The organism is Atopobium sp. oral taxon 416 (assembly GCF_018128285.1).
In the GTDB taxonomy this organism is placed as follows: domain Bacteria; phylum Actinomycetota; class Coriobacteriia; order Coriobacteriales; family Atopobiaceae; genus Olsenella_L.
Window position 1 is genome coordinate 885,903 of sequence record NZ_CP072380.1, and the last position, 17,659, is coordinate 903,561.

23 protein-coding genes and 1 pseudogene are annotated in these 17,659 nt (G+C 52.3%); 17 read left to right on the plus strand and 7 right to left on the minus strand.

The features are described 5' to 3' along the window. Nucleotides 1-455: 455 nt before the first annotated feature. Nucleotides 456-656 (minus strand): annotated as a pseudogene (locus tag J4859_RS17510) (transposase); the annotation flags it as partial. A 1,035-nt stretch (nt 657-1,691) separates the two neighbouring features. Here J4859_RS17510 and dpaL (J4859_RS04900) point away from each other — a divergent pair. Then, nucleotides 1,692-2,918: a diaminopropionate ammonia-lyase gene (gene dpaL / locus J4859_RS04900; RefSeq protein WP_212333498.1), complete on the plus strand. Its 1,227-nt coding sequence runs from the start codon at nt 1,692-1,694 to the stop codon at nt 2,916-2,918. 100 nt (nt 2,919-3,018) lie between these two features. On the opposite strand, the gene J4859_RS04905 is transcribed toward dpaL (J4859_RS04900), so the two are convergent. Then, nucleotides 3,019-3,321: a hypothetical protein gene (locus J4859_RS04905; RefSeq protein WP_212333501.1), complete on the minus strand. Its 303-nt coding sequence runs from the start codon at nt 3,319-3,321 to the stop codon at nt 3,019-3,021. An 86-nt stretch (nt 3,322-3,407) separates the two neighbouring features. On the opposite strand from J4859_RS04905, the gene J4859_RS04910 reads away from it, so the two are divergent. The 3 genes from J4859_RS04910 (at nt 3,408) to J4859_RS17515 (ending at nt 5,453) form a co-directional block, all read left to right on the plus strand. Then, complete coding sequence (locus J4859_RS04910; protein WP_212333504.1) at nt 3,408-3,563, plus strand: hypothetical protein; 156 nt, start codon at nt 3,408-3,410, stop codon at nt 3,561-3,563. A 404-nt stretch (nt 3,564-3,967) separates the two neighbouring features. Further along, nucleotides 3,968-4,663, plus strand: a complete 696-nt coding sequence (locus J4859_RS04915; protein WP_256436858.1) for an IS3 family transposase — start codon at nt 3,968-3,970, stop codon at nt 4,661-4,663. A 133-nt stretch (nt 4,664-4,796) separates the two neighbouring features. Beyond that, complete coding sequence (locus tag J4859_RS17515; RefSeq protein ID WP_371812222.1) at nt 4,797-5,453, plus strand: transposase; 657 nt, start codon at nt 4,797-4,799, stop codon at nt 5,451-5,453. A gap of 417 nt (nt 5,454-5,870) precedes the next feature. Here the strand turns inward: J4859_RS17515 and J4859_RS04925 are convergent, their stop codons facing one another. Beyond that, a complete protein-coding gene (locus J4859_RS04925) occupies nt 5,871-6,179 on the minus strand; it encodes a transposase (protein WP_212333511.1) in 309 nt (102 codons plus the stop codon). Between the two features lie 150 nt (nt 6,180-6,329). Between J4859_RS04925 and J4859_RS04930 the strand changes: the two genes are divergently transcribed. From J4859_RS04930 to dpaL (J4859_RS04975), 11 genes are all read left to right on the plus strand, one after another. After that, nucleotides 6,330-6,467, plus strand: a complete 138-nt coding sequence (locus J4859_RS04930) for a hypothetical protein (protein WP_212333514.1) — start codon at nt 6,330-6,332, stop codon at nt 6,465-6,467. Between the two features lie 781 nt (nt 6,468-7,248). Next, complete coding sequence (locus J4859_RS04935; protein ID WP_212333326.1) at nt 7,249-7,524, plus strand: hypothetical protein; 276 nt, start codon at nt 7,249-7,251, stop codon at nt 7,522-7,524. A 565-nt stretch (nt 7,525-8,089) separates the two neighbouring features. Further along, the gene (locus J4859_RS04940) at nt 8,090-8,767 is read left to right on the plus strand and encodes an ATP-binding cassette domain-containing protein (protein ID WP_212333517.1); all 678 of its coding nucleotides are present in this window, start codon (nt 8,090-8,092) and stop codon (nt 8,765-8,767) included. 1 nt (nt 8,768) lies between these two features. Beyond that, nucleotides 8,769-9,434: a hypothetical protein gene (locus J4859_RS04945; RefSeq protein ID WP_212333520.1), complete on the plus strand. Its 666-nt coding sequence runs from the start codon at nt 8,769-8,771 to the stop codon at nt 9,432-9,434. 174 nt (nt 9,435-9,608) lie between these two features. Then, complete coding sequence (locus tag J4859_RS04950; RefSeq protein WP_212333523.1) at nt 9,609-9,776, plus strand: hypothetical protein; 168 nt, start codon at nt 9,609-9,611, stop codon at nt 9,774-9,776. Nucleotides 9,777-9,888: 112 nt separating this feature from the next. Next, nucleotides 9,889-10,086 carry a hypothetical protein gene (locus tag J4859_RS04955; RefSeq protein WP_212333526.1) on the plus strand — a complete coding sequence of 66 codons (198 nt, stop codon included), beginning with the start codon at nt 9,889-9,891 and terminating at the stop codon, nt 10,084-10,086. A gap of 212 nt (nt 10,087-10,298) precedes the next feature. After that, the gene (locus J4859_RS04960) at nt 10,299-10,691 is read left to right on the plus strand and encodes a hypothetical protein (protein WP_212333528.1); all 393 of its coding nucleotides are present in this window, start codon (nt 10,299-10,301) and stop codon (nt 10,689-10,691) included. Nucleotides 10,692-11,235: 544 nt separating this feature from the next. Further along, entirely contained in the window at nt 11,236-11,706 is a 471-nt protein-coding gene (locus J4859_RS04965) for a hypothetical protein (RefSeq protein WP_212333531.1), read from the plus strand. A gap of 366 nt (nt 11,707-12,072) precedes the next feature. Further along, nucleotides 12,073-12,291: an ATP-binding protein gene (locus tag J4859_RS17275; protein WP_305852684.1), complete on the plus strand. Its 219-nt coding sequence runs from the start codon at nt 12,073-12,075 to the stop codon at nt 12,289-12,291. 51 nt (nt 12,292-12,342) lie between these two features. Continuing rightward, nucleotides 12,343-12,426 (plus strand): hypothetical protein, encoded by an 84-nt coding sequence (locus J4859_RS17280; RefSeq protein ID WP_305852691.1) that lies wholly within the window; start codon nt 12,343-12,345, stop codon nt 12,424-12,426. A gap of 302 nt (nt 12,427-12,728) precedes the next feature. After that, the gene (gene dpaL, locus J4859_RS04975) at nt 12,729-13,955 is read left to right on the plus strand and encodes a diaminopropionate ammonia-lyase (protein WP_212333498.1); all 1,227 of its coding nucleotides are present in this window, start codon (nt 12,729-12,731) and stop codon (nt 13,953-13,955) included. 100 nt (nt 13,956-14,055) lie between these two features. Here the strand turns inward: dpaL (J4859_RS04975) and J4859_RS04980 are convergent, their stop codons facing one another. From J4859_RS04980 to J4859_RS16770, 4 genes are all read right to left on the minus strand, one after another. Beyond that, complete coding sequence (locus tag J4859_RS04980) at nt 14,056-14,244, minus strand: hypothetical protein (RefSeq protein ID WP_212333534.1); 189 nt, start codon at nt 14,242-14,244, stop codon at nt 14,056-14,058. 408 nt (nt 14,245-14,652) lie between these two features. Beyond that, entirely contained in the window at nt 14,653-14,817 is a 165-nt protein-coding gene (locus J4859_RS04985) for an integrase core domain-containing protein (RefSeq protein WP_212333549.1), read from the minus strand. 535 nt (nt 14,818-15,352) lie between these two features. Beyond that, nucleotides 15,353-15,808 (minus strand): hypothetical protein, encoded by a 456-nt coding sequence (locus J4859_RS04990; RefSeq protein WP_212333551.1) that lies wholly within the window; start codon nt 15,806-15,808, stop codon nt 15,353-15,355. 327 nt (nt 15,809-16,135) lie between these two features. After that, nucleotides 16,136-16,543 (minus strand): transposase, encoded by a 408-nt coding sequence (locus J4859_RS16770; protein ID WP_212333554.1) that lies wholly within the window; start codon nt 16,541-16,543, stop codon nt 16,136-16,138. Between the two features lie 415 nt (nt 16,544-16,958). On the opposite strand from J4859_RS16770, the gene J4859_RS05000 reads away from it, so the two are divergent. Both J4859_RS05000 and J4859_RS05005 read left to right on the plus strand, forming a co-directional pair. After that, a complete protein-coding gene (locus J4859_RS05000; RefSeq protein WP_212333570.1) occupies nt 16,959-17,243 on the plus strand; it encodes a PTS sugar transporter subunit IIB in 285 nt (94 codons plus the stop codon). A gap of 51 nt (nt 17,244-17,294) precedes the next feature. Next, nucleotides 17,295-17,621, plus strand: coding sequence for a hypothetical protein (locus tag J4859_RS05005; protein WP_212333573.1), 327 nt, complete (start codon nt 17,295-17,297; stop codon nt 17,619-17,621). The last annotated feature ends 38 nt before the right edge of the window (nt 17,622-17,659 follow it).

Here is a 17,659-nt window from a genome sequence, read left to right on the forward strand (position 1 = left end):
CTTCAGCAAATCAGTTTGCTTAAAGAGTTGCAAAGAAATCAATTCGTGGTGTAATAAGAGCCGCCTACCAAACATATAGTTTGTTATACAAACTATATGTACGGTACTGACAGTTGGGAAATAAGAAAGCGATGGCCACAGGCAGGTGGCTATCGCACAAGAAGGAGACCAGCTATATGAAGTCAAGTAAAAAACCATGATCTTTTGGAGAGATGTCTAACGATTGTTTTTGTAAGTGTTGGATTAGTTGCACTTTGACAGTCGAATATCGAATGCTTTTAGGCGCAATAGATGAAGCAGCTGTGAAACATAGGCACAGCAGCAAACAAAAGTATGCAGTTTTTGATTGATACAAAACAGTTCGGGTTGTAGGCCACCTTGTCTCGCATCACGGCAAAGATGATGAGACAGAGCTTTCTTGCCACGGCAGCTACAGCCACCCTATAGGGTTTGTCTCAATAATCGCTTCTTTCTACAGAACTCTTTGAGCTTAGGAATATAGCTGCTGCAGCAAGCCACAGAGCGCGTCTCAGATAGGAAGACCCTGCTTTGGTGATAGGCAACCCTTTAGCCTCAAGCTTGCCGGATCGATTCGCTCTGTGGTTCAGCCCGGCGTAGTTTACGATCTGAGAGCTGCTCTTAGGCCGAGACACATCACCTGTCTTTGTAGCTGTGTGAACCCTACCTGTGACAAGACTCCAAGGATAGTGATGATGAGGGGCTCCACCTTACATAGCAGCTCTTCTATCATTGCTTTGTCGGTGTCTTTGATGTTGCCTTCCAAATATTCGATCTCAAAGATACAGTGCTTGATCTTAAAACCCACAGCCTTCTTCCCAAGGTGCGCCCCACAGGAGTTTTTGGCGGCCTCTTTGTTATTGCTTTAGCCTCACCAAGGCGCCCCGTTCTTTGTGGGCAGTGAGTCATCTGTGAGAAGCGCCAAGGAAGGGACGCTGAAGATGTTAGTGAAAAGCGGCTCGCACTTCGGGAAATGAGAACCTAAAAGGCAGATAGCCTGTACCTCTTTTAGGGACTGACAAAAACGCATTAAGAATCGCAGAGCCTGTAGAGTATCATCTGCAAGCTTCGTTGGCTTTACCTCACCTACACGGCAGGGTCTTTGCGATGAGAGAGCTGTCGGCTGTATCATTTTTGACCCTGCGAAGCCCTTGAGTTTGCGTAGAGCCTCTACATGCACAGGATCAAGGACACACACTGCCTATCCCTTTTCCACAAGATATGAGTGGCAGGCCATCCAATTCTGGTTCTGCCAGACTTTCTAGCCCACGAGGAGCACCTATCCAAACCTTCGCTGGTACTTCTGAAAGAGATTAGGCACCTATCTTTCCCTTTGTTGTCGATGGTTCCGATTAGGTGGTCTACCTTTGCGATATCCACACCTGCAAAGAGCATAGGTGTATCTCCTTACAAAGCCAGTCTGGCAGACTCCCCGCTATAGCCATTTAGATCTGCACGCTTCTAAAAGAGATGCGAAGCCCAAGCCAAAAGCTTGCCTTCGCCCAGCTTATCTGCGATCTACTCCAGATGGGACAGGATACCAATCTCCTTTACGAGCCGCATAGCTCTTCAGGCAGTATGAAGACATTCCTGCCACCGGAGATTCTCTATTGCATCTAAAAGCATCCGATATGAGGCCAATAAATGCAACGCAGTGAATATAGGAGGGGCGTGTGGATCCAAAGTTCAAGTGGGTTTTAAACCGCATGCCAGAGGATGAGGATAAGAATCTGCAAATCATGAGCCTGGAAAATGTCGCAAAGGCTCGCGCTTTCCACAAGAGCTTCCCGCAGTACAGCGTCACGCCATTGGCTGACCTGAAGGGAATGGCTGAGCACCTTGGCCTGGGTGGCCTCTACGTAAAGGACGAAAGCTACCGTTTTGGTCTCAACGCCTTTAAGGTTCTCGGTGGCTCGTTTGCAATTGCGCGCTACATCGCTGAGCAGACCGGCCGCGATGTTTCCGGCTGCGACTTTAACTACCTCACGTCTGAGCAACTCGAGAAGGATTTCGGTCATGCAACCTTCTTCACTGCCACCGATGGTAACCACGGCCGCGGCGTCGCTTGGGCGGCAAAGCGCCTGCACCAGAAGGCAGTTGTTCATATGCCGAGGGGTTCCACGAAGACCCGCTACGACAACATCGCTAAAGAGGGTGCGCAGGTCACCATCGAGGATCTCAACTACGACGATTGCGTGCGTCTAGCCGCCAAAGAGGCTGAGAACACCGAGCACGGCGTAATCGTTCAGGACACCGCTTGGGACGGTTATACCAAGATCCCGTCCTGGATCATGCAGGGCTATGGCACCATGGCATCTGAGGCTGCAGATCAGCTCCGTCAGCTCGAGATCAACCGTCCGACTCACGTCTTCGTACAGGCCGGTGTCGGATCCCTCGCTTCCTCCATGGTCGGCTTCTTCGCCAACTTGTTCCCCTCCAATCCTCCCAAGTTCATCATTATGGAAGCAGGCGCTGCTGCATGCCTGTACAAGAGTGCAAAAGCTGCTGACGGTGAACCCCGCATCGTTACCGGTGACCTTCAGACCATCATGGCCGGCCTTGCCTGCGGCGAGCCGAACACGATCGGTTGGGATATCCTGAGAAACCACGCGGACGCTTTCATTAGCTGCCCGGATTGGGTGAGCGCACGCGGTATGCGTATGCTTGCAGCTCCAGTCAAGGGAGACCCGGCAGTCACCTCTGGTGAGTCTGGTGCTGTTGGTATGGGCGTCGTGTCTTCCCTGATGACAGATCCAGCCTATAAGGATCTCCGTGACGCGTTGGAGATCGGTTCTGACTCACAGGTCCTGCTCTTCTCAACTGAGGGTGACACCGATCCGGTTCGTTACCGTGAGATCGTCTGGGATGGTGCTTGGGAGTCCATCAAGGACGCAAAGTAGGCCCAATACCCGCATCCTTTGAGATGGAGTAAAAGCAAATCCTCTGCTTCGGTGTGTCCGAGACAGAGGATTTTTTCGTTAGTTTGATAGCGTCGTTTGATCATTGCTGTATCGGTACCGGACAGATCTTATTTACGAAGTCCAGCATGTCGCCGAAGACCTTCTGGAACTCCTTTTCGCGGAGGATCTCATGGTGCAGTCCGAGATAAAGGATGCCGAAGACACCGGTGTAACCGCGCTCCCTGAGGAAGTCCTGTGAGTGGTGCCAGGAATCAACGCCGAGGGTGATGGGATCCTCTTTGCCGGCGAGCAAAAGAATCGGGAGGTCCTTATTCTGCATCGCCCATCCCCCTTTGGTATAAGCCCGCTTCATAAGCAGCAGATTCTTATAATCATTGAGCATAAAGGGGTGGTGCTAGCATATAAATAGGACGTCTTAAATATGACCTTTTCATACAGCATAATATATAAGAGATGGAGGAAAGAGTCATGGCAAAGGGTAAAAGGTATTCTCAACAGTTCAAAAATGATGCTGTCCAGTACAGAAAGGATCATCCAGAGATGACGCTCATCGATACGGCTAATCATCTGGGTGTTAAGCAAATCAGCCCTCAAACACTGGAGTGCATCCGCAAAGCAAAATGATGGAGACGTCATTTCCTGTGGATCCGGTAATTATTCAAGTGATGAGGCAAAAGAGATTGTCCGGCTACGCCGGCAGCTGCGGGATACGAAGGATGCCCTTGAAATCCTAAAAAAGCAATCACTATCCTGGGAAAATGACCGTTACTGTTTATTCTGAGACTCAAAGATATACCGATGAGATCAGACAGAACAATCCGAAACGCCATGTTTTGGTCAGCGGGATACTGTATTATCTCGGCGTTTCCAAATCTGGTTACTATGCCTGGAGGAGCCATACTCCCTCCAGGACAGAAGATACACAGAAATAATAAAATGAAAGGCAAAATTCAGGAAATTTATCAGCAGTCACATCAGATTTATGGCGCTCCGAAAATAGCGGCAGTTCTTCATAAGGGGGGGATCCAATTAGCGAACGGACTACAGGAAAATATATGCGAAAGATGGGGATTTGCGCCCTGTGGGTGCGTCATTGGACGCATACAACAACAGATTCAGACTTTGATCTGAGACTGCAAAATATCCTGGATGAGCAGTTTAGCCCGGATATGCAAAATGCTGTATGGGTATCGGATATCACATATATTTGGACTGAAAAGGGCTTTGTTTACCTCACCAGCGTCATGGATCTGTTCTCCCGTAAGATTTTGGCATGGGTGTTGAGCCGCACACTGGAGGCAAAAAATGTCGTAGAAACAGTACAGAAGGCTGTCGGAGAACGTAATGGAGTGAAACCAAAGGTATTCCATAATGATCGTGAATGCCAGTATGTATCAGATGAATTCCTTGAGGCAACCAGGGAAATGACAAACAGTTATTCAAAGAAAGGCTATCTGTGGGATAACGCATGCATCGAGTCTTTTCATTCACTCATCAAGAGAGAATGGCTGAACAGATTCAAAATCGAGAATTATGACCAGGCATATCGCTATGTATTCGAATATATCAATACGTTTTATAATACGGTTCGGATTCACAGCCATTGTAAATATCAATCTCCAGATGAATATGAAGCAGCATATTCGAAGCGATTGTCTGAGCTCAAGCAGGGACTGGCAGGAGAGGGTGAAAAAAAGTTATGTTTAACCTGCCCGAAAACTTGACATAGGACCAAATCCTTAAAGACTCTCACGAGATACCAGCAGTCGCTCAAAGAACAGGTGTTCGCCATAAAGACTCATGTCATATGTCTCATGGGACACCTACTTTCCCGAATACGACGCTATCTTTTCCAACATGTTCGGGAAAGCATCGCTAACAGTACTTTCAAAGTGCCCACTGCCAGAAGACATCGCACATCTGTGTCAGTCGACACTAGAGAAGGTTATCGTAGAGGCATCCCACGGCAGATCCGCTAGCAATCAGGCTAGCGAGATCAAGCAAAAAGCCAAGACATCTATAGGCTTTTGCCTTGGCTCAGCAGCGGCATCCTTTGAGATCAAGTCCTGCATATCGCAGATAGAGTTCCTGCTCGCCCGCGCTTGTGAGGCAGATGACAAAATAGCCAAGCTGTTAGATTCAATCGAACCTTCAATCCTCACAGTGCCAGGGATTTCTCACACAACAGAAGCTCAGATTGTCGCCGAGATAGGCGATGTCTCTCGATTTAAAAACGTTGCTGCTATCGTAAGCTATGCTAACATCAACCCCTCTATCAACCAATCCGCTAAGTTTGAGCTTAAAGGAGGTTCTATCACAAAGAGAGGATCGCCGTATTTGAGACGTGCTCTTTGCTTTGCTGCCCAAGGGGCCTGCAGGCTCGACCCTGGGCTTCGTGCTTTCTACGATAAAAAAACGAAGCGAAGGCAAGCGCCACAGAGTTGCTGCCATGGCTGTCGCAAGAAAGCTCTGCCATATCATCTATACAATTCTTCAGGACCAGGTTCCATTTGAATCACAGGGCTAGATAACGTAGGTATTCCCATATCCGGGATTCCAATAGCCTTAAGCTCATTGCGCCTAAAAGCATTCAATATTCAGCTGTCAAAGTGCAAAATCCAATACAACTTACTTACCTAAAACTTCTTCTACAATCTTTTAATCAGGTCTTGACTTCATATAACTGGTCTCCTTACAGCCGATGACCTCGCACTATCCCTTTTGGTTGACGCCTATGGCCACACCCTCGCAGGTGCCTGCCTAGTTTCTCTTCACGTATGTGCCGTCCAGCTAGACGTAGGGGGTACTTGCCCGTGAGGGGACGGCACCGAAGGCCTTGCGGTTGAGCTTGGAGACGGTGGCGGGCGAGACGCTTAAGCCCCAGAAGATCTCTGAGACCTCCTGTATCCTTTTGGTGGAGACGCCCGCCAGCTACATCTCCATCAGCGCCTGCTCGAGGAAGCTCTCCTGCCTGTGGTAGCGCTCGATCACCTTCGACGCGAAGGTCGCACCCCCTAAAGCTTCTAGATGCTTAAGCGTCACGTCCCTTAAGGTCGTGGTGAGGTTTTGCCTGTAGTGGCCGAAGCAGCAGGCCTGCCGCTCGTAGCGGCCTGCGTTGACGATCTGGTTTGCCTGCGCGTCCAGCAGCGCGTTCAGTGAGTCCTGAACGGTTTTTCTGACGAGCTCCCCGAGGTAGTCCTGAAGCTTCGGCTCGTCGAATGATACTGTCTCGTGTGGCATGGTTTTCACTTCCTTTGGTCCGTTGGTTTGCTTGGTCGCTTCCAATCGTAGCGAGACGGGGCCATATTTCTCTATGCGGCTATCCGGTTTTCAAAAGTGCGAAAGAAACTGTACGTCATCTCGCTTGGGGTCTTCAAGCACACAGCGAGCGTGGCGAAGAAGGCCGTGCACGGCGAGCTTAGCCTCGTCAATGCGATGCAGCGAAGGCTGCGCGAGTTCCTGCTTTTCTTCCATGGGGTCTTCTACGAAGTGGCTGGGGCACTTGTCTTGCCTGCTTTCTGTGGATAGAGCAGGTAAGGCATTCTGAGCGGGAGAAGAAGGATATGCTCTCAGGCAAGCTTGCAGGAGGCAGATATGTCCATACCAGGCGTGCGCTCATAGACATAGAGCAGCCCTTCTGGAGCTATTGGAAGGACAGGGGCGCCAGGTCAATCATGGTCTAACAGCGAGAGAAGAATATTCTGACAGTCAAGTAAATGAGGGCCGGTTCAGGCTGTCCTGACAGCCCAGGTGATACAATTCCACACGCCAAATGGAGAATGTGCCCTGGAGCCCACCCGGCTCTGTGTTTGGCGACGGTTTTGCCAGGTGGCCTCCAGGGCGAAGCGGAATCGTCAGGATCATGGTACGGGAGAATCCCTTTTGTACCCGCATCGCAGAGGCCGAAGAGCAGAAGATCCACCGGAGGCCATAGCCGGTCGCCGCTGCCGTAAGCAGACGGGCTTTGACACCTTCGCCGAGGCCGCATTCCTGCTGCCCGCCATGCGAGTCCGCGCGCACGAAGCGCGACGGCCTCGCGCCGAGTGGCGCACAGAGATTGAGAGTGCCCCGCATGCGGGAGCAAGTATAGCTCGCTTACAGGGACCGTCTTCGAGCATGCCCGCTGCAGGCTGGGTATCGCCCATCCGGCTCATGCGCTACAGCATGCCCCTGGACTGCATCGCTAAATCCCTCCAGATATCTCACCAGAGCGTCTGGGAGTGGGGGTACCGGGTGTTTACCACCGTGGGACGGCTATCAGGACAGGATCGTCCTTAAGAAGCGCGTCTGGATCGGTAAGACCTACATAGTGGATACGGACCTTCCGCACGGATACGGGCAGGCGAGGAAGCGGGGGCTCTCCTCGCAGCAGCTCTGCATAGCGGTTGGGATAGACATCTTCAAGAACCCATACGCCGTGGTCTGCGGACACGGCAAGCCGTCCACGAGAAGGATCAGGGACGCATTCGGCGGCCACATAGCCAAAGGCGCGCTCGTCGTGCACGAGCGGGAGTGCGCCCACAGCGGGGTCATACGCGATGCCGGAGCAGTCTCCAAATCATACCCGAGACCCGGAATACCTTGAGAGCATGGAGCTCGTGAACAACCTCTGCTCCTGGCTTAAGAGATACCTCTGGCGCTTCACGGGCATGTCCCATGTCCGACATGCAAAAGCTACCTCAACTGGTACGTCTATCGGTTCGGTGTCAACCAGGCAAGGGACAGGTGACCCGAGACTGCAAGGGTGGTCCGCCATATGATGATGTCCGATGCAAGTCTCCGCAGCTCGACGTAGGTCTGGTGGCCTTCATTTACTTGATTGTTAGATCTTGATTCAATGATTCAGTGCGTCGAGGAGTATGGGCTATATATCCCTTGCGCCTGGATTTGCCGTCCCGCACAGTTCTTCTGAGAACGGAAGATAAAGATGGGCATGTTCTTTATCCGTTTGAAACATCCTATTCTATTTGGCTGAGAGGAAAATGATCCAATTCGATTTGTCATTACCCTGAGTGATGTGGCTGCCGGTTTTGAGACACGGATTTGACCATCCTTCCGAATCCCGCAAAGATGTGTTCAGAGTACATAATAATAAGAAAAAGGCTTCACGCGTAAGCGTGATTTGGTTAAAATAAATGACGGAGGATGTTATGGAGTTAGTAAAATTTGATTTGGTTAATAAAGATATTGATGGGAAAAGAATTCTTCAAGATATTAGTTTTTCGATACGCACCGGAGAAATCATAGGGTTAATCGGACCAAATGGAGCCGGCAAGACAACGACTATGAGACTTGTTTCAGGCATCTATAGACCAACGTCTGGTCACATTAGTAGAACATATAAGGAATCTGGTGTAGTTCTAGATCGAGATGGAATGTATGAAAATTTAACTATGAGAGAACAGTTAAATTATATTTCACTGCTAAAAACAGGAAAGACTATAACTGATGAAGAGTACAATACTATAACAAATACTATTGCTTTAGATACGGGATCGAAACGGATCAGTAAATTCTCTAAAGGGATGAAAAGAAGGCTCTCTATAGGATGCCTTTTGATTTCCAAACCGGATTTAATACTTTTAGATGAGCCTTTTATTGGATTAGACCCACAGGGGCAAAAGAGTATGCAAAAGCTGCTTAAGGAGTTGTCTAAAAGTTCTTCATTATTTATTTCATCTCACAATCTCGATTTACTAGAAGGCGTAATTAACAAAGTGATTCTTATAAATAAAACAATACTACTTGAGAAAGAAGCTGTTAATGGGGAATCGCTGAAGCCTATGTATTTTAAGGTGTTTGAAGATATAAATATTGAGAAGGAATAGCATGTCGAATTTTGTCAAGGCCACTTTCTTTAAAGAATTTCATATTTTGAAAAACCGGGGTCGATCCTTTGTGTTCTCAGTGGCTATGTTTTTCATTTTCATAACAGGAATAACTGTCTTTATGAATCGAGAACAAGGCTTTAACATTACAAATGAAGTAGTATACATACAGTTATACATGGGCATTGTTGGTTTCCTTTATTCAATGAGTTTTTGGTCTGAAAAAGTCACTGGGACGCTTGAATACACTTTATCAAATGGAGTTCGGCTTCGTTCTTTTGTGATTTGTAAAATTATGTTTAATCTTATTATCGGATTATGTACATCTATATCCAGTTGGCTTTTAATAATGGCCATTTTCAAACACATTGATTATGTTAGCACTATTATGGCTCTTTGCGCATATATGGTTATTGCTTTTCCATACGGAATCATAAATAGCATTGCCATGACTTGTTATAGAAAAGGAATTGCTTTAATCTTTCAATATATTAGTCTTGCGATAATATTTTCTTCGATTTTATCCATAAAGTTCATTTCAAATAATTTGAACAATATTTATTTTATTTATACCACCATTGCCATCGTAATTATTTTATGGGTAATTAGTTTAGTAATGCTATTATCCTCAAACGAAGAGAAAGCAATTTTAACCGAAATAGAATAACTAATTGAATAGTCAACCAGAGTGCGGATAGAGACGGCCCGATCGGTCTGGCCGCCAGGCACGCCTGATGGTATGATCGCATCGCCAAACACGAGATCGCCAGCGGGCCCATCCGTCTTCGTGTTTGGCGACATCCTGGGCGGATGGGCCCGCTGGCGAACAGGTTGAGTGATCATGCCGTACCGCGAGAACCCCTGCGGCGCCATGGTGGAGGGGCTGTCGGCTGCCCAGTTCGCCGAGCTCACCTCCCATTCGACGAGGCAGCCGATGCCTGAAAGCCCGCTCCCAGATGCCCCTGGTGCCACCACGAGCACAACTGCCACGATTCGTCCACCCCCTTAGGAAGCAGGCGCTGGGTGTACGCCGGATGCGGCAGACCTTCTCGGCGCTTACCGGCACGATCTTCTAGGGGTCCAAGAAGGATTTCCCCACCTGGGTGCTTCTCGTCCGGCTCATGTGCTACAACGCCCAGCTCGGCCTCGCTGCTAAAGGCTGGATAGACGAGATGTACATAGAGGAGTCGACCCTCAAGGACACCGCCGGATACCACGCGATGCGGGAGGGCTGTCGCGCAACCTCATATGCGTCTCCGTGGCGATCGACGTGCATTGCGGTCGTGTTGTATTTGATAGCCTCTGAGTTGGGGTTCTGAGCGCCGGAAGGCTACAGCTTTCATCACGAAGATTTTTCGGGTTTGTGCATGGGCACGCCGGCCATCCCCCAGGATGCCCCTTTCTGTCGCTACTTCGGTATCGACAGAAAGGGGCAGAAGGAAATGATCGGCGTGGACAAGATTTAAGATATACGAGAGATGTACAGGAACAAAGAGCCTGATCGCCAGGATCGCGAAGAAGGCCGGAGTGTGTGAGCCCACTGCGAGGAAGTACGCGAAGATGGAGGACCTCTCGCCAAAGATGCCTAAGGAACAGGGAGGCGAGGCACTCCTCCCTCGAGGCGCTCGGTCGCTTCATCGATAAGATGCTCGGGCAGGAGCGCAGCTGCTGGCGCAAGCAGCACCACACCGGCGTGCGGATCCTCGACAGGCTGAGGAACGATCACAGCTTTAAGGGCTCCTGTCCCACCGTGCAGCGCTACGTGAAGGAGAAGCGCTATGAGATGGCACCCGACAGGGACGCGGAGGGGCCTTGCTGGCTTTTTGCCCTCGAATGGCTACCCGGTAAGTGCCAGGTCGACTTCGGTAAGGCCGACTTCACGGTGAGGGGCGTAACGTTTAAAGGGGGAGATACCTCACCGTGAGCTTCCCCCACTCCAACGTGAGCCTGACGCAGATGTTGTGGGGCGAGACGGCCAAGTGCGTGTGCGAGGGGCTTACCGATGTGTTCGAGTTCATAGGCGACCTGCCCAAGCGCGCGGTCTTCGACAACGCGCTCGGCATAGGAAGGATGGTCGGCGACGAGATCCGCCTGAAGCGAGCTCTTCCGCCTGTTTTGCGCCCACTGTGGCCTCTCGTGCTCCTTCACGAACCCCTATTTAGGCAACGAGAAGGGCAATGTGGAGAACAAGGTAGGCACCCATTGCCGGAACATGTTCGTGCCCATGCCGGCCGTGGGCGACATGGAGGCCCTCAACAGCAGGCTTCTCGAGCAGAGCCTCGCCCTCTCGTAGGGCAAGCCCCACTGGAAGAAGGGCACACCGAAAGGACAAGGCGGCCCTCTCGGCGCTCGCGCCGCAGAGGTTCTCCTGCAGGAGGTGGGAGACGAGGAAGTGCAGCAAGCAGGACACGTTCACACTCGGCGGCATACAGCGCTACTGCGCAGGCTCCGCCTGGGCGGGAAAGGAGGTGGCGGTCTTCTTCGGCGCCTTCCGTGTGGAGCTCTTCGATCCGAAGACAGGAGATAAGATCGCCAGCTACGAGAGGGAATGGGGCCAGGTCCCGACGGACAGCGCGGATCCCGTGGCGCAGCTGTGTCTGAGGCCGGGCGGCTGGAGGGACTGCGTCGTGAGGAAGTCGCTTCCCGAGGAGCTCGTCAGCTTCCTCAACGCTAAGCCGAAGGAGTCGCTCCCCGAATCGCTGAGGATGCTGAGGGACGAGAGCGGCGAGCATGGCTGGAAGGCTGCCGTCGAGGGCATGCAGTACGCGCTCGGGGCGACAGGAGGCCACAGCCAGGCATCGGTGTCGCTGTGCGCGGAGAGCGCCACATCGGGCGATGCGAGGATCGACTACGGGAAGGATGCTCCCGACCTCGGCATGTACGACGTGGCCCAGGGCATCCAGAAGGGAGGCGCTGCAGATGCCGCAGTCGAGCTCTGAGCGCGGGGCAGCGCATTTTGCCTTCAGGGAGGCGGCGCGCTCCCTCTTCATATCGTGCGACACGATAGATACCTTCCTTACCACGGCCACGCCGGGGCAGCTATCGGCCTGCACGTCGATGCTGGAGGGCAAGCTCGCCCACAGGCAGCGCCTGCTCAGGCAGGCCCGCTTCCCCGTGCCGAAGTCAGCAGATGGCTTCGACTGGACGAACGTCTCCTTCCTTGACGGCTGGGGCAGAAAGGGCATGCTCTTACTCGGCTTCGTCGGCGCGGCGCAGGACCTCGTCTTCTTACGGGCAGACGGGCAGGGGCAAGACCCACATGGCCACGGCGGTCGCCATGATGGCCATGGGCCCAGGGCGTCCCCGTGCGCTTCTGCCAGACGGCCCAGCTCGTCTGCGCCAAGCGCGAGGGCACGCTCGACAGGGTCTTCGCCGACATCTTAAAGGCGCGCCTGCTCATACTCGACGAGTTCGGATACGTCCCGTTCGACGTCGATGGGGCAAGGCTGCTCTTCCAGGTCATATCGGAAAGCTACGAGAGGAGAAGCATCATCTTCACGATAAACATCGAGTTCTCGAGATAAGACACGCTCTTCGCTAACGACAAGCTCGCTGCGGCCATCGTCGAGCGCGTCGTGCACCACGGAAGGCTCGTGGAGTTCGGCGGGCCCAGCCACAGGCTTAAGCAGAGCCTCATGCTCGGCAAGTCCGGCAGGTAGAAAGAGATGCGGCGCGCCCGTGACGGAACCCGAAAATATTTCGTGATGAGACCCGAAAGGAGAATCTGCCTAGGACCCAAACTCAGGCTTGACTAAACACAACTCAACGTCTGCGGATAAGCCGTGTCCTTTCAGCAAAACAAGGTGGTATGGGGCTTGCAAAGTAAGCCATTCGTGGTGTAATAGTAGCCGTCTACCAAACAAAAAGTTAGTTGAACAGACTATGTGTGCGATACTAACTGATGGGAATTTTGGAAGTAGCGGCGATCGACAGACGGCTGTCAGAGATGAAGGAGGGGCGTGTGGATCCAAAGTTCAAGTGGGTTTTAAACCGCATGCCAGAGGATGAGGATAAGAATCTGCAAATCATGAGCCTGGAAAATGTCGCAAAGGCTCGCGCTTTCCACAAGAGCTTCCCGCAGTACAGCGTCACGCCATTGGCTGACCTGAAGGGAATGGCTGAGCACCTTGGCCTGGGTGGCCTCTACGTAAAGGACGAAAGCTACCGTTTTGGTCTCAACGCCTTTAAGGTTCTCGGTGGCTCGTTTGCAATTGCGCGCTACATCGCTGAGCAGACCGGCCGCGATGTTTCCGGCTGCGACTTTAACTACCTCACGTCTGAGCAACTCGAGAAGGATTTCGGTCATGCAACCTTCTTCACTGCCACCGATGGTAACCACGGCCGCGGCGTCGCTTGGGCGGCAAAGCGCCTGCACCAGAAGGCAGTTGTTCATATGCCGAGGGGTTCCACGAAGACCCGCTACGACAACATCGCTAAAGAGGGTGCGCAGGTCACCATCGAGGATCTCAACTACGACGATTGCGTGCGTCTAGCCGCCAAAGAGGCTGAGAACACCGAGCACGGCGTAATCGTTCAGGACACCGCTTGGGACGGTTATACCAAGATCCCGTCCTGGATCATGCAGGGCTATGGCACCATGGCATCTGAGGCTGCAGATCAGCTCCGTCAGCTCGAGATCAACCGTCCGACTCACGTCTTCGTACAGGCCGGTGTCGGATCCCTCGCTTCCTCCATGGTCGGCTTCTTCGCCAACTTGTTCCCCTCCAATCCTCCCAAGTTCATCATTATGGAAGCAGGCGCTGCTGCATGCCTGTACAAGAGTGCAAAAGCTGCTGACGGTGAACCCCGCATCGTTACCGGTGACCTTCAGACCATCATGGCCGGCCTTGCCTGCGGCGAGCCGAACACGATCGGTTGGGATATCCTGAGAAACCACGCGGACGCTTTCATTAGCTGCCCGGATTGGGTGAGCGCACGCGGTATGCGTATGCTTGCAGCTCCAGTCAAGGGAGACCCGGCAGTCACCTCTGGTGAGTCTGGTGCTGTTGGTATGGGCGTCGTGTCTTCCCTGATGACAGATCCAGCCTATAAGGATCTCCGTGACGCGTTGGAGATCGGTTCTGACTCACAGGTCCTGCTCTTCTCAACTGAGGGTGACACCGATCCGGTTCGTTACCGTGAGATCGTCTGGGACGGTGCTTGGGAGTCCATCAAGGACGCAAAGTAGGCCCAATACCCGCATCCTTTGAGATGGAGTAAAAGCAAATCCTCTGCTTCGGTGTGTCCGAGACAGAGGATTTTTTCGTTAGTTTGATAGCGTCGTTTGATCATTGCTGTATCGGTACCGGACAGATCTTGTTTACGAAGTCCAGCATGTCGCCGAAGACCTTCTGGAACTCCTTTTCGCGGAGGATCTCATGGTGCAGTCTGAGCACTGTAACCTCAAATTTTACATAACCTAACAGTCTAGATAACGGGTGGATCTGGCACCTCACAGGCATATCCACGGTCAACATGCAAAAGCTACCTCAACTGGTAGGTCTACCTCCTCCAGGTCAACCAAGCCCGTGATAGGTGGCCTGAAGCTGCAAGGGTGATTCGCCATATGGTGATGGTCGATGCAAGCCTCCGCAGCTCGACGTAGGTATACTATCACCCGTTATCTAGACTGTTAGATTACGTAATAAGTCGACGCCGAGCTTATCCAGCATGTTCTTTGTCTTCTTCTGGATTGCGGATACCTTGAACCCCTGCTTGTCTCCGTTATCCACATGGTAAATGTTTGAGCCCTGTCAATATAATGGACAGAGGAATCTCAGATTTTTTATGCGGTCTGCATCGCCTTTGGATCGTATGCAAGGCCTCTCTCGAAACGCTCGAAGAACTCCTGCATCACCTCTGCGGGCACGCGATCTCCTATGGACTTATGCGGGCGGAAGCGGTTGTAGTACGACTCGATTAAACTCGTGTGCCTTGTGCTTGGTCGTGGATGCGTCCGAGAGGCGCTTATGGTAGTACCACTCGTTCTTGAGCGTGGCGAAAAGCGATTCGGCGAGCGCATTGTCGTGGCAGCTTCCGGTTCTCCCCACGGAAGAGCCTCACGTCGGGTACGGCTGAGCAGGCGGCCAGCTCTGAGCTTATGTACTGGCTGCCTGGGCTGCTTAGAATATGGCCCCTTTGGCCACGTATCCGCGCGAATATGCCATCTTCAGGGCAAAGACGACAAGGCCTGCCCTCATGTTGTCCTGTATGCTTCAGCCCACCACCATGTGTGTGCACAGATCGTGTGCGACGGCGAGATATATAAAGCCTGCCGTGGTCCTGCGATAGGTTGTATCGCCCACGAGCTTGGCTGTCGGCACAAGACACGAAAAGCCGCGCCGGGTGAGGTCGGGGCGCTCGGGGGCGTGCGGGCAGCGTCGTCCTCTTCGATGCATTGGATCAGATGCCGCAGATGCCCAAGCTTAGCCATGCACCTCCGTACGCGGTAGCGGGTCGTGCCTGTAAATTTTGCGTAACTTTGGATCTCCTGTGAGCTTGGATCAGACCTAGCAAAAGCTAAAGCGCCTGTCGCTTTCCTCCCATATCGCACAGATGGCCTCCTTGAGGGGACCCCATAGGTCCTCACCGCCTTTGGCCTTGAGCCATCTGTAGAAGTGAGCCCTGCTCAGCTCCAGTACGCGTGCCATCATCGAGACGCTGTAGGTTGCCCTCTTCTCCAGCATGAGCTAAAACCTGTCCTTCAACAGAGGCTTCCGGCGAAGAAGGCTGCCTCTTTTTTAGGAACTTATTCTCGCTTTCGAGCTCGTGTATGCGCCTGTTCACTGCGTCGAGCTGCTTGTGCTCGTCGGTCCTTGCCTGGGTCACCCTTCCGGTCTTGTTGTGCTTGATGATCCAGTCGTTTAAGGTCTTGTCGTTGGCCTCAAGCTTCGCGGCGCATCCTTTGATGCTCTTCTTCGGGTTGGCCTTACGTGCCTTCCTGTAGTACTCGATGGCCTCAAGGCAATACTCCTTCAGTGTATGCCTGGGTGTTTCCGGCTTCGTGCGGGACTTTGCCTTCTCTATCTCGCTTGCGCTCACTGACATCTCATCTCTTCAATCTGCTGGTGTTGGTAGGTGGGTATCTGGACAGAGCATATCTGTTGCCAGTCCCTGAATCCCACTGTCCACCAAAAGATTACAGCTCAGCGCACGTTGCGCACCCAGCGCTCCTGCAAAACCCGTACCAGGAGGTGTAGCTCCTCAAATTCACACACGTGAACCCCACGAAGTGGCGCTGATCGTCGTCGCCGACGCCGATCGCCACAATGAAGGCCTCGCGCCATGCGCCAGCTCACATAGGTGGCGTTAAGGAACAGCTAGGCGAAGCGGAGCGGCGAGCACCCCCTCGCCAGCAACGCGTCCACCTTATCCTCTACCACCGCGTACAGGCACAAGACCTGGTCCTGGGACAGGGAGTCCACCTTCTCGACCTTGCGCGTGGAGGTGGCGGTGACATACATCTCGGCCAGCGCGCACTCGGTGCGCGATGCAGTGCTTGAAGAGCTCGGTCGGGAAGTACGAGCCGCAGCGTTGCTTGGGCACCATCAGCGGGAGCGTTCCGACTGCGGTCTTTAGCTTGCGCTCGCGATAGCCGCAGCGGGTGGCGCCCTCGGCCCCGCACACCTCGTTTGCCTGGATGGACATGATCTCGTTGAGTATGGCGGCCATGGTGGTGTTCATCATGTCGCACAGGCTCGAGGCGCTGTCTAAGAAACCGAGCAGGACCTCCTTCAGCTGCGGGTCCCCACGCTGTATTCTGTTTGAGCTGACCATTGTCGTTCCCTTGTGTCGTCATCGATGCAACCGACATTCTAGGACCGGAGATGGTCTTCTCGTAGCTTCCCTCTCATACACCACTTTTTTCGACACAAACCTCAGGCGATACAATAAGCAAATCTTATGCCCCTGTCAGTTCCCGGCTGACGGGGGGCATTGCCTTGAATCTTGCAATCACTGTTGTAAAGAGCCGATTCTGCCAACGTTAGTGCAGGTATTAGCACTTGGTTTGCAGTCGCTTACACCAGCATACTTCAGTACGAAACATTGTGAAAACAGTTCAACTTGTTTGCCATAACTGACCCCTCATAGAATGCACTTAGGGTCAAAAGAGAGCCCAGACAAAACAATCTGGACTACGTAATGGCCACAGGTAATCGGGCAGCATACCCGTCAAGCAAAGGAGATTCATATGCCTAAGGTAATTTGCGCGTGTGGTTCTGGAGTTGCAACTTCGCAGCTGGTCGCTTCCAAGGTCACTCGTATGCTGAAGGATCGTGGCGTCCAGGCTGATGTTGAGGCCGTTGATCTGAAGTCGCTTCGTCATTACATCAAGGATGCAGATGCGTACATCTCCATCGTCAAGGGCGAGAGCTTTGACATTCCAACGTTTGACGGAATCAAGTTCCTGACTGGCATGGGTGCAGATCAGGAGGCCGACGAGCTGGCGGATCTTCTGAAGTCGCTCAAGAAGTAGTAGCAACTATCCAACGCTATTCGAAGCGGGTGAGTCAGGTTGAGCAGAGGATTGTTTCCAAAGCCAGTATGGGTGTTTCTCGTAATAATCGATTTTTGTCTGCTGCTGTTGGGCTTTATGGCGATGGACTTACCGACGTCTATCCTAGCTCTCTTGCTTGCATTTTTGATTCATCGCTGTGGGCTGGAGACGCTCTTTGAACCGGGCCGGGGAGAGAACATCAATCTTCACGACAAGGCCAAGATAACTCCCGAGCAGCGCAAGGAAATCATAGAAGTCCTGCGTGCTGAGCGTATAGAAAAACGACAAGAGAGACAGCGCGCGAGGAGGTGTGCTTCCAAGCGTTGCAAGCGATCAGTTCGTAGCGAATCTCAGTAGGTGGAGTAGTAATAGCTAAGAACAATAGAAAAGGGGAG

What these genes read in the sequence shown, in the direction of transcription:
- J4859_RS04905 (WP_212333501.1), bottom strand. Translation starts at nt 3,321, where the DNA reads ATGCTCAATGATTATAAGAATCTGCTGCTTATGAAGCGGGCTTATACC.
- J4859_RS04910 (WP_212333504.1), top strand. Translation starts at nt 3,408, where the DNA reads ATGGCAAAGGGTAAAAGGTATTCTCAACAGTTCAAAAATGATGCTGTC.
- J4859_RS17515 (WP_371812222.1), top strand. Translation starts at nt 4,797, where the DNA reads ATGTTCGGGAAAGCATCGCTAACAGTACTTTCAAAGTGCCCACTGCCA.
- J4859_RS04925 (WP_212333511.1), bottom strand. Translation starts at nt 6,179, where the DNA reads ATGCCACACGAGACAGTATCATTCGACGAGCCGAAGCTTCAGGACTAC.
- J4859_RS04940 (WP_212333517.1), top strand. Translation starts at nt 8,090, where the DNA reads ATGGAGTTAGTAAAATTTGATTTGGTTAATAAAGATATTGATGGGAAA.
- J4859_RS04945 (WP_212333520.1), top strand. Translation starts at nt 8,769, where the DNA reads ATGTCGAATTTTGTCAAGGCCACTTTCTTTAAAGAATTTCATATTTTG.
- J4859_RS04950 (WP_212333523.1), top strand. Translation starts at nt 9,609, where the DNA reads ATGCCGTACCGCGAGAACCCCTGCGGCGCCATGGTGGAGGGGCTGTCG.
- J4859_RS04955 (WP_212333526.1), top strand. Translation starts at nt 9,889, where the DNA reads ATGTGCTACAACGCCCAGCTCGGCCTCGCTGCTAAAGGCTGGATAGAC.
- J4859_RS04980 (WP_212333534.1), bottom strand. Translation starts at nt 14,244, where the DNA reads ATGTTGACCGTGGATATGCCTGTGAGGTGCCAGATCCACCCGTTATCT.
- J4859_RS16770 (WP_212333554.1), bottom strand. Translation starts at nt 16,543, where the DNA reads ATGGTCAGCTCAAACAGAATACAGCGTGGGGACCCGCAGCTGAAGGAG.
- J4859_RS05000 (WP_212333570.1), top strand. Translation starts at nt 16,959, where the DNA reads ATGCCTAAGGTAATTTGCGCGTGTGGTTCTGGAGTTGCAACTTCGCAG.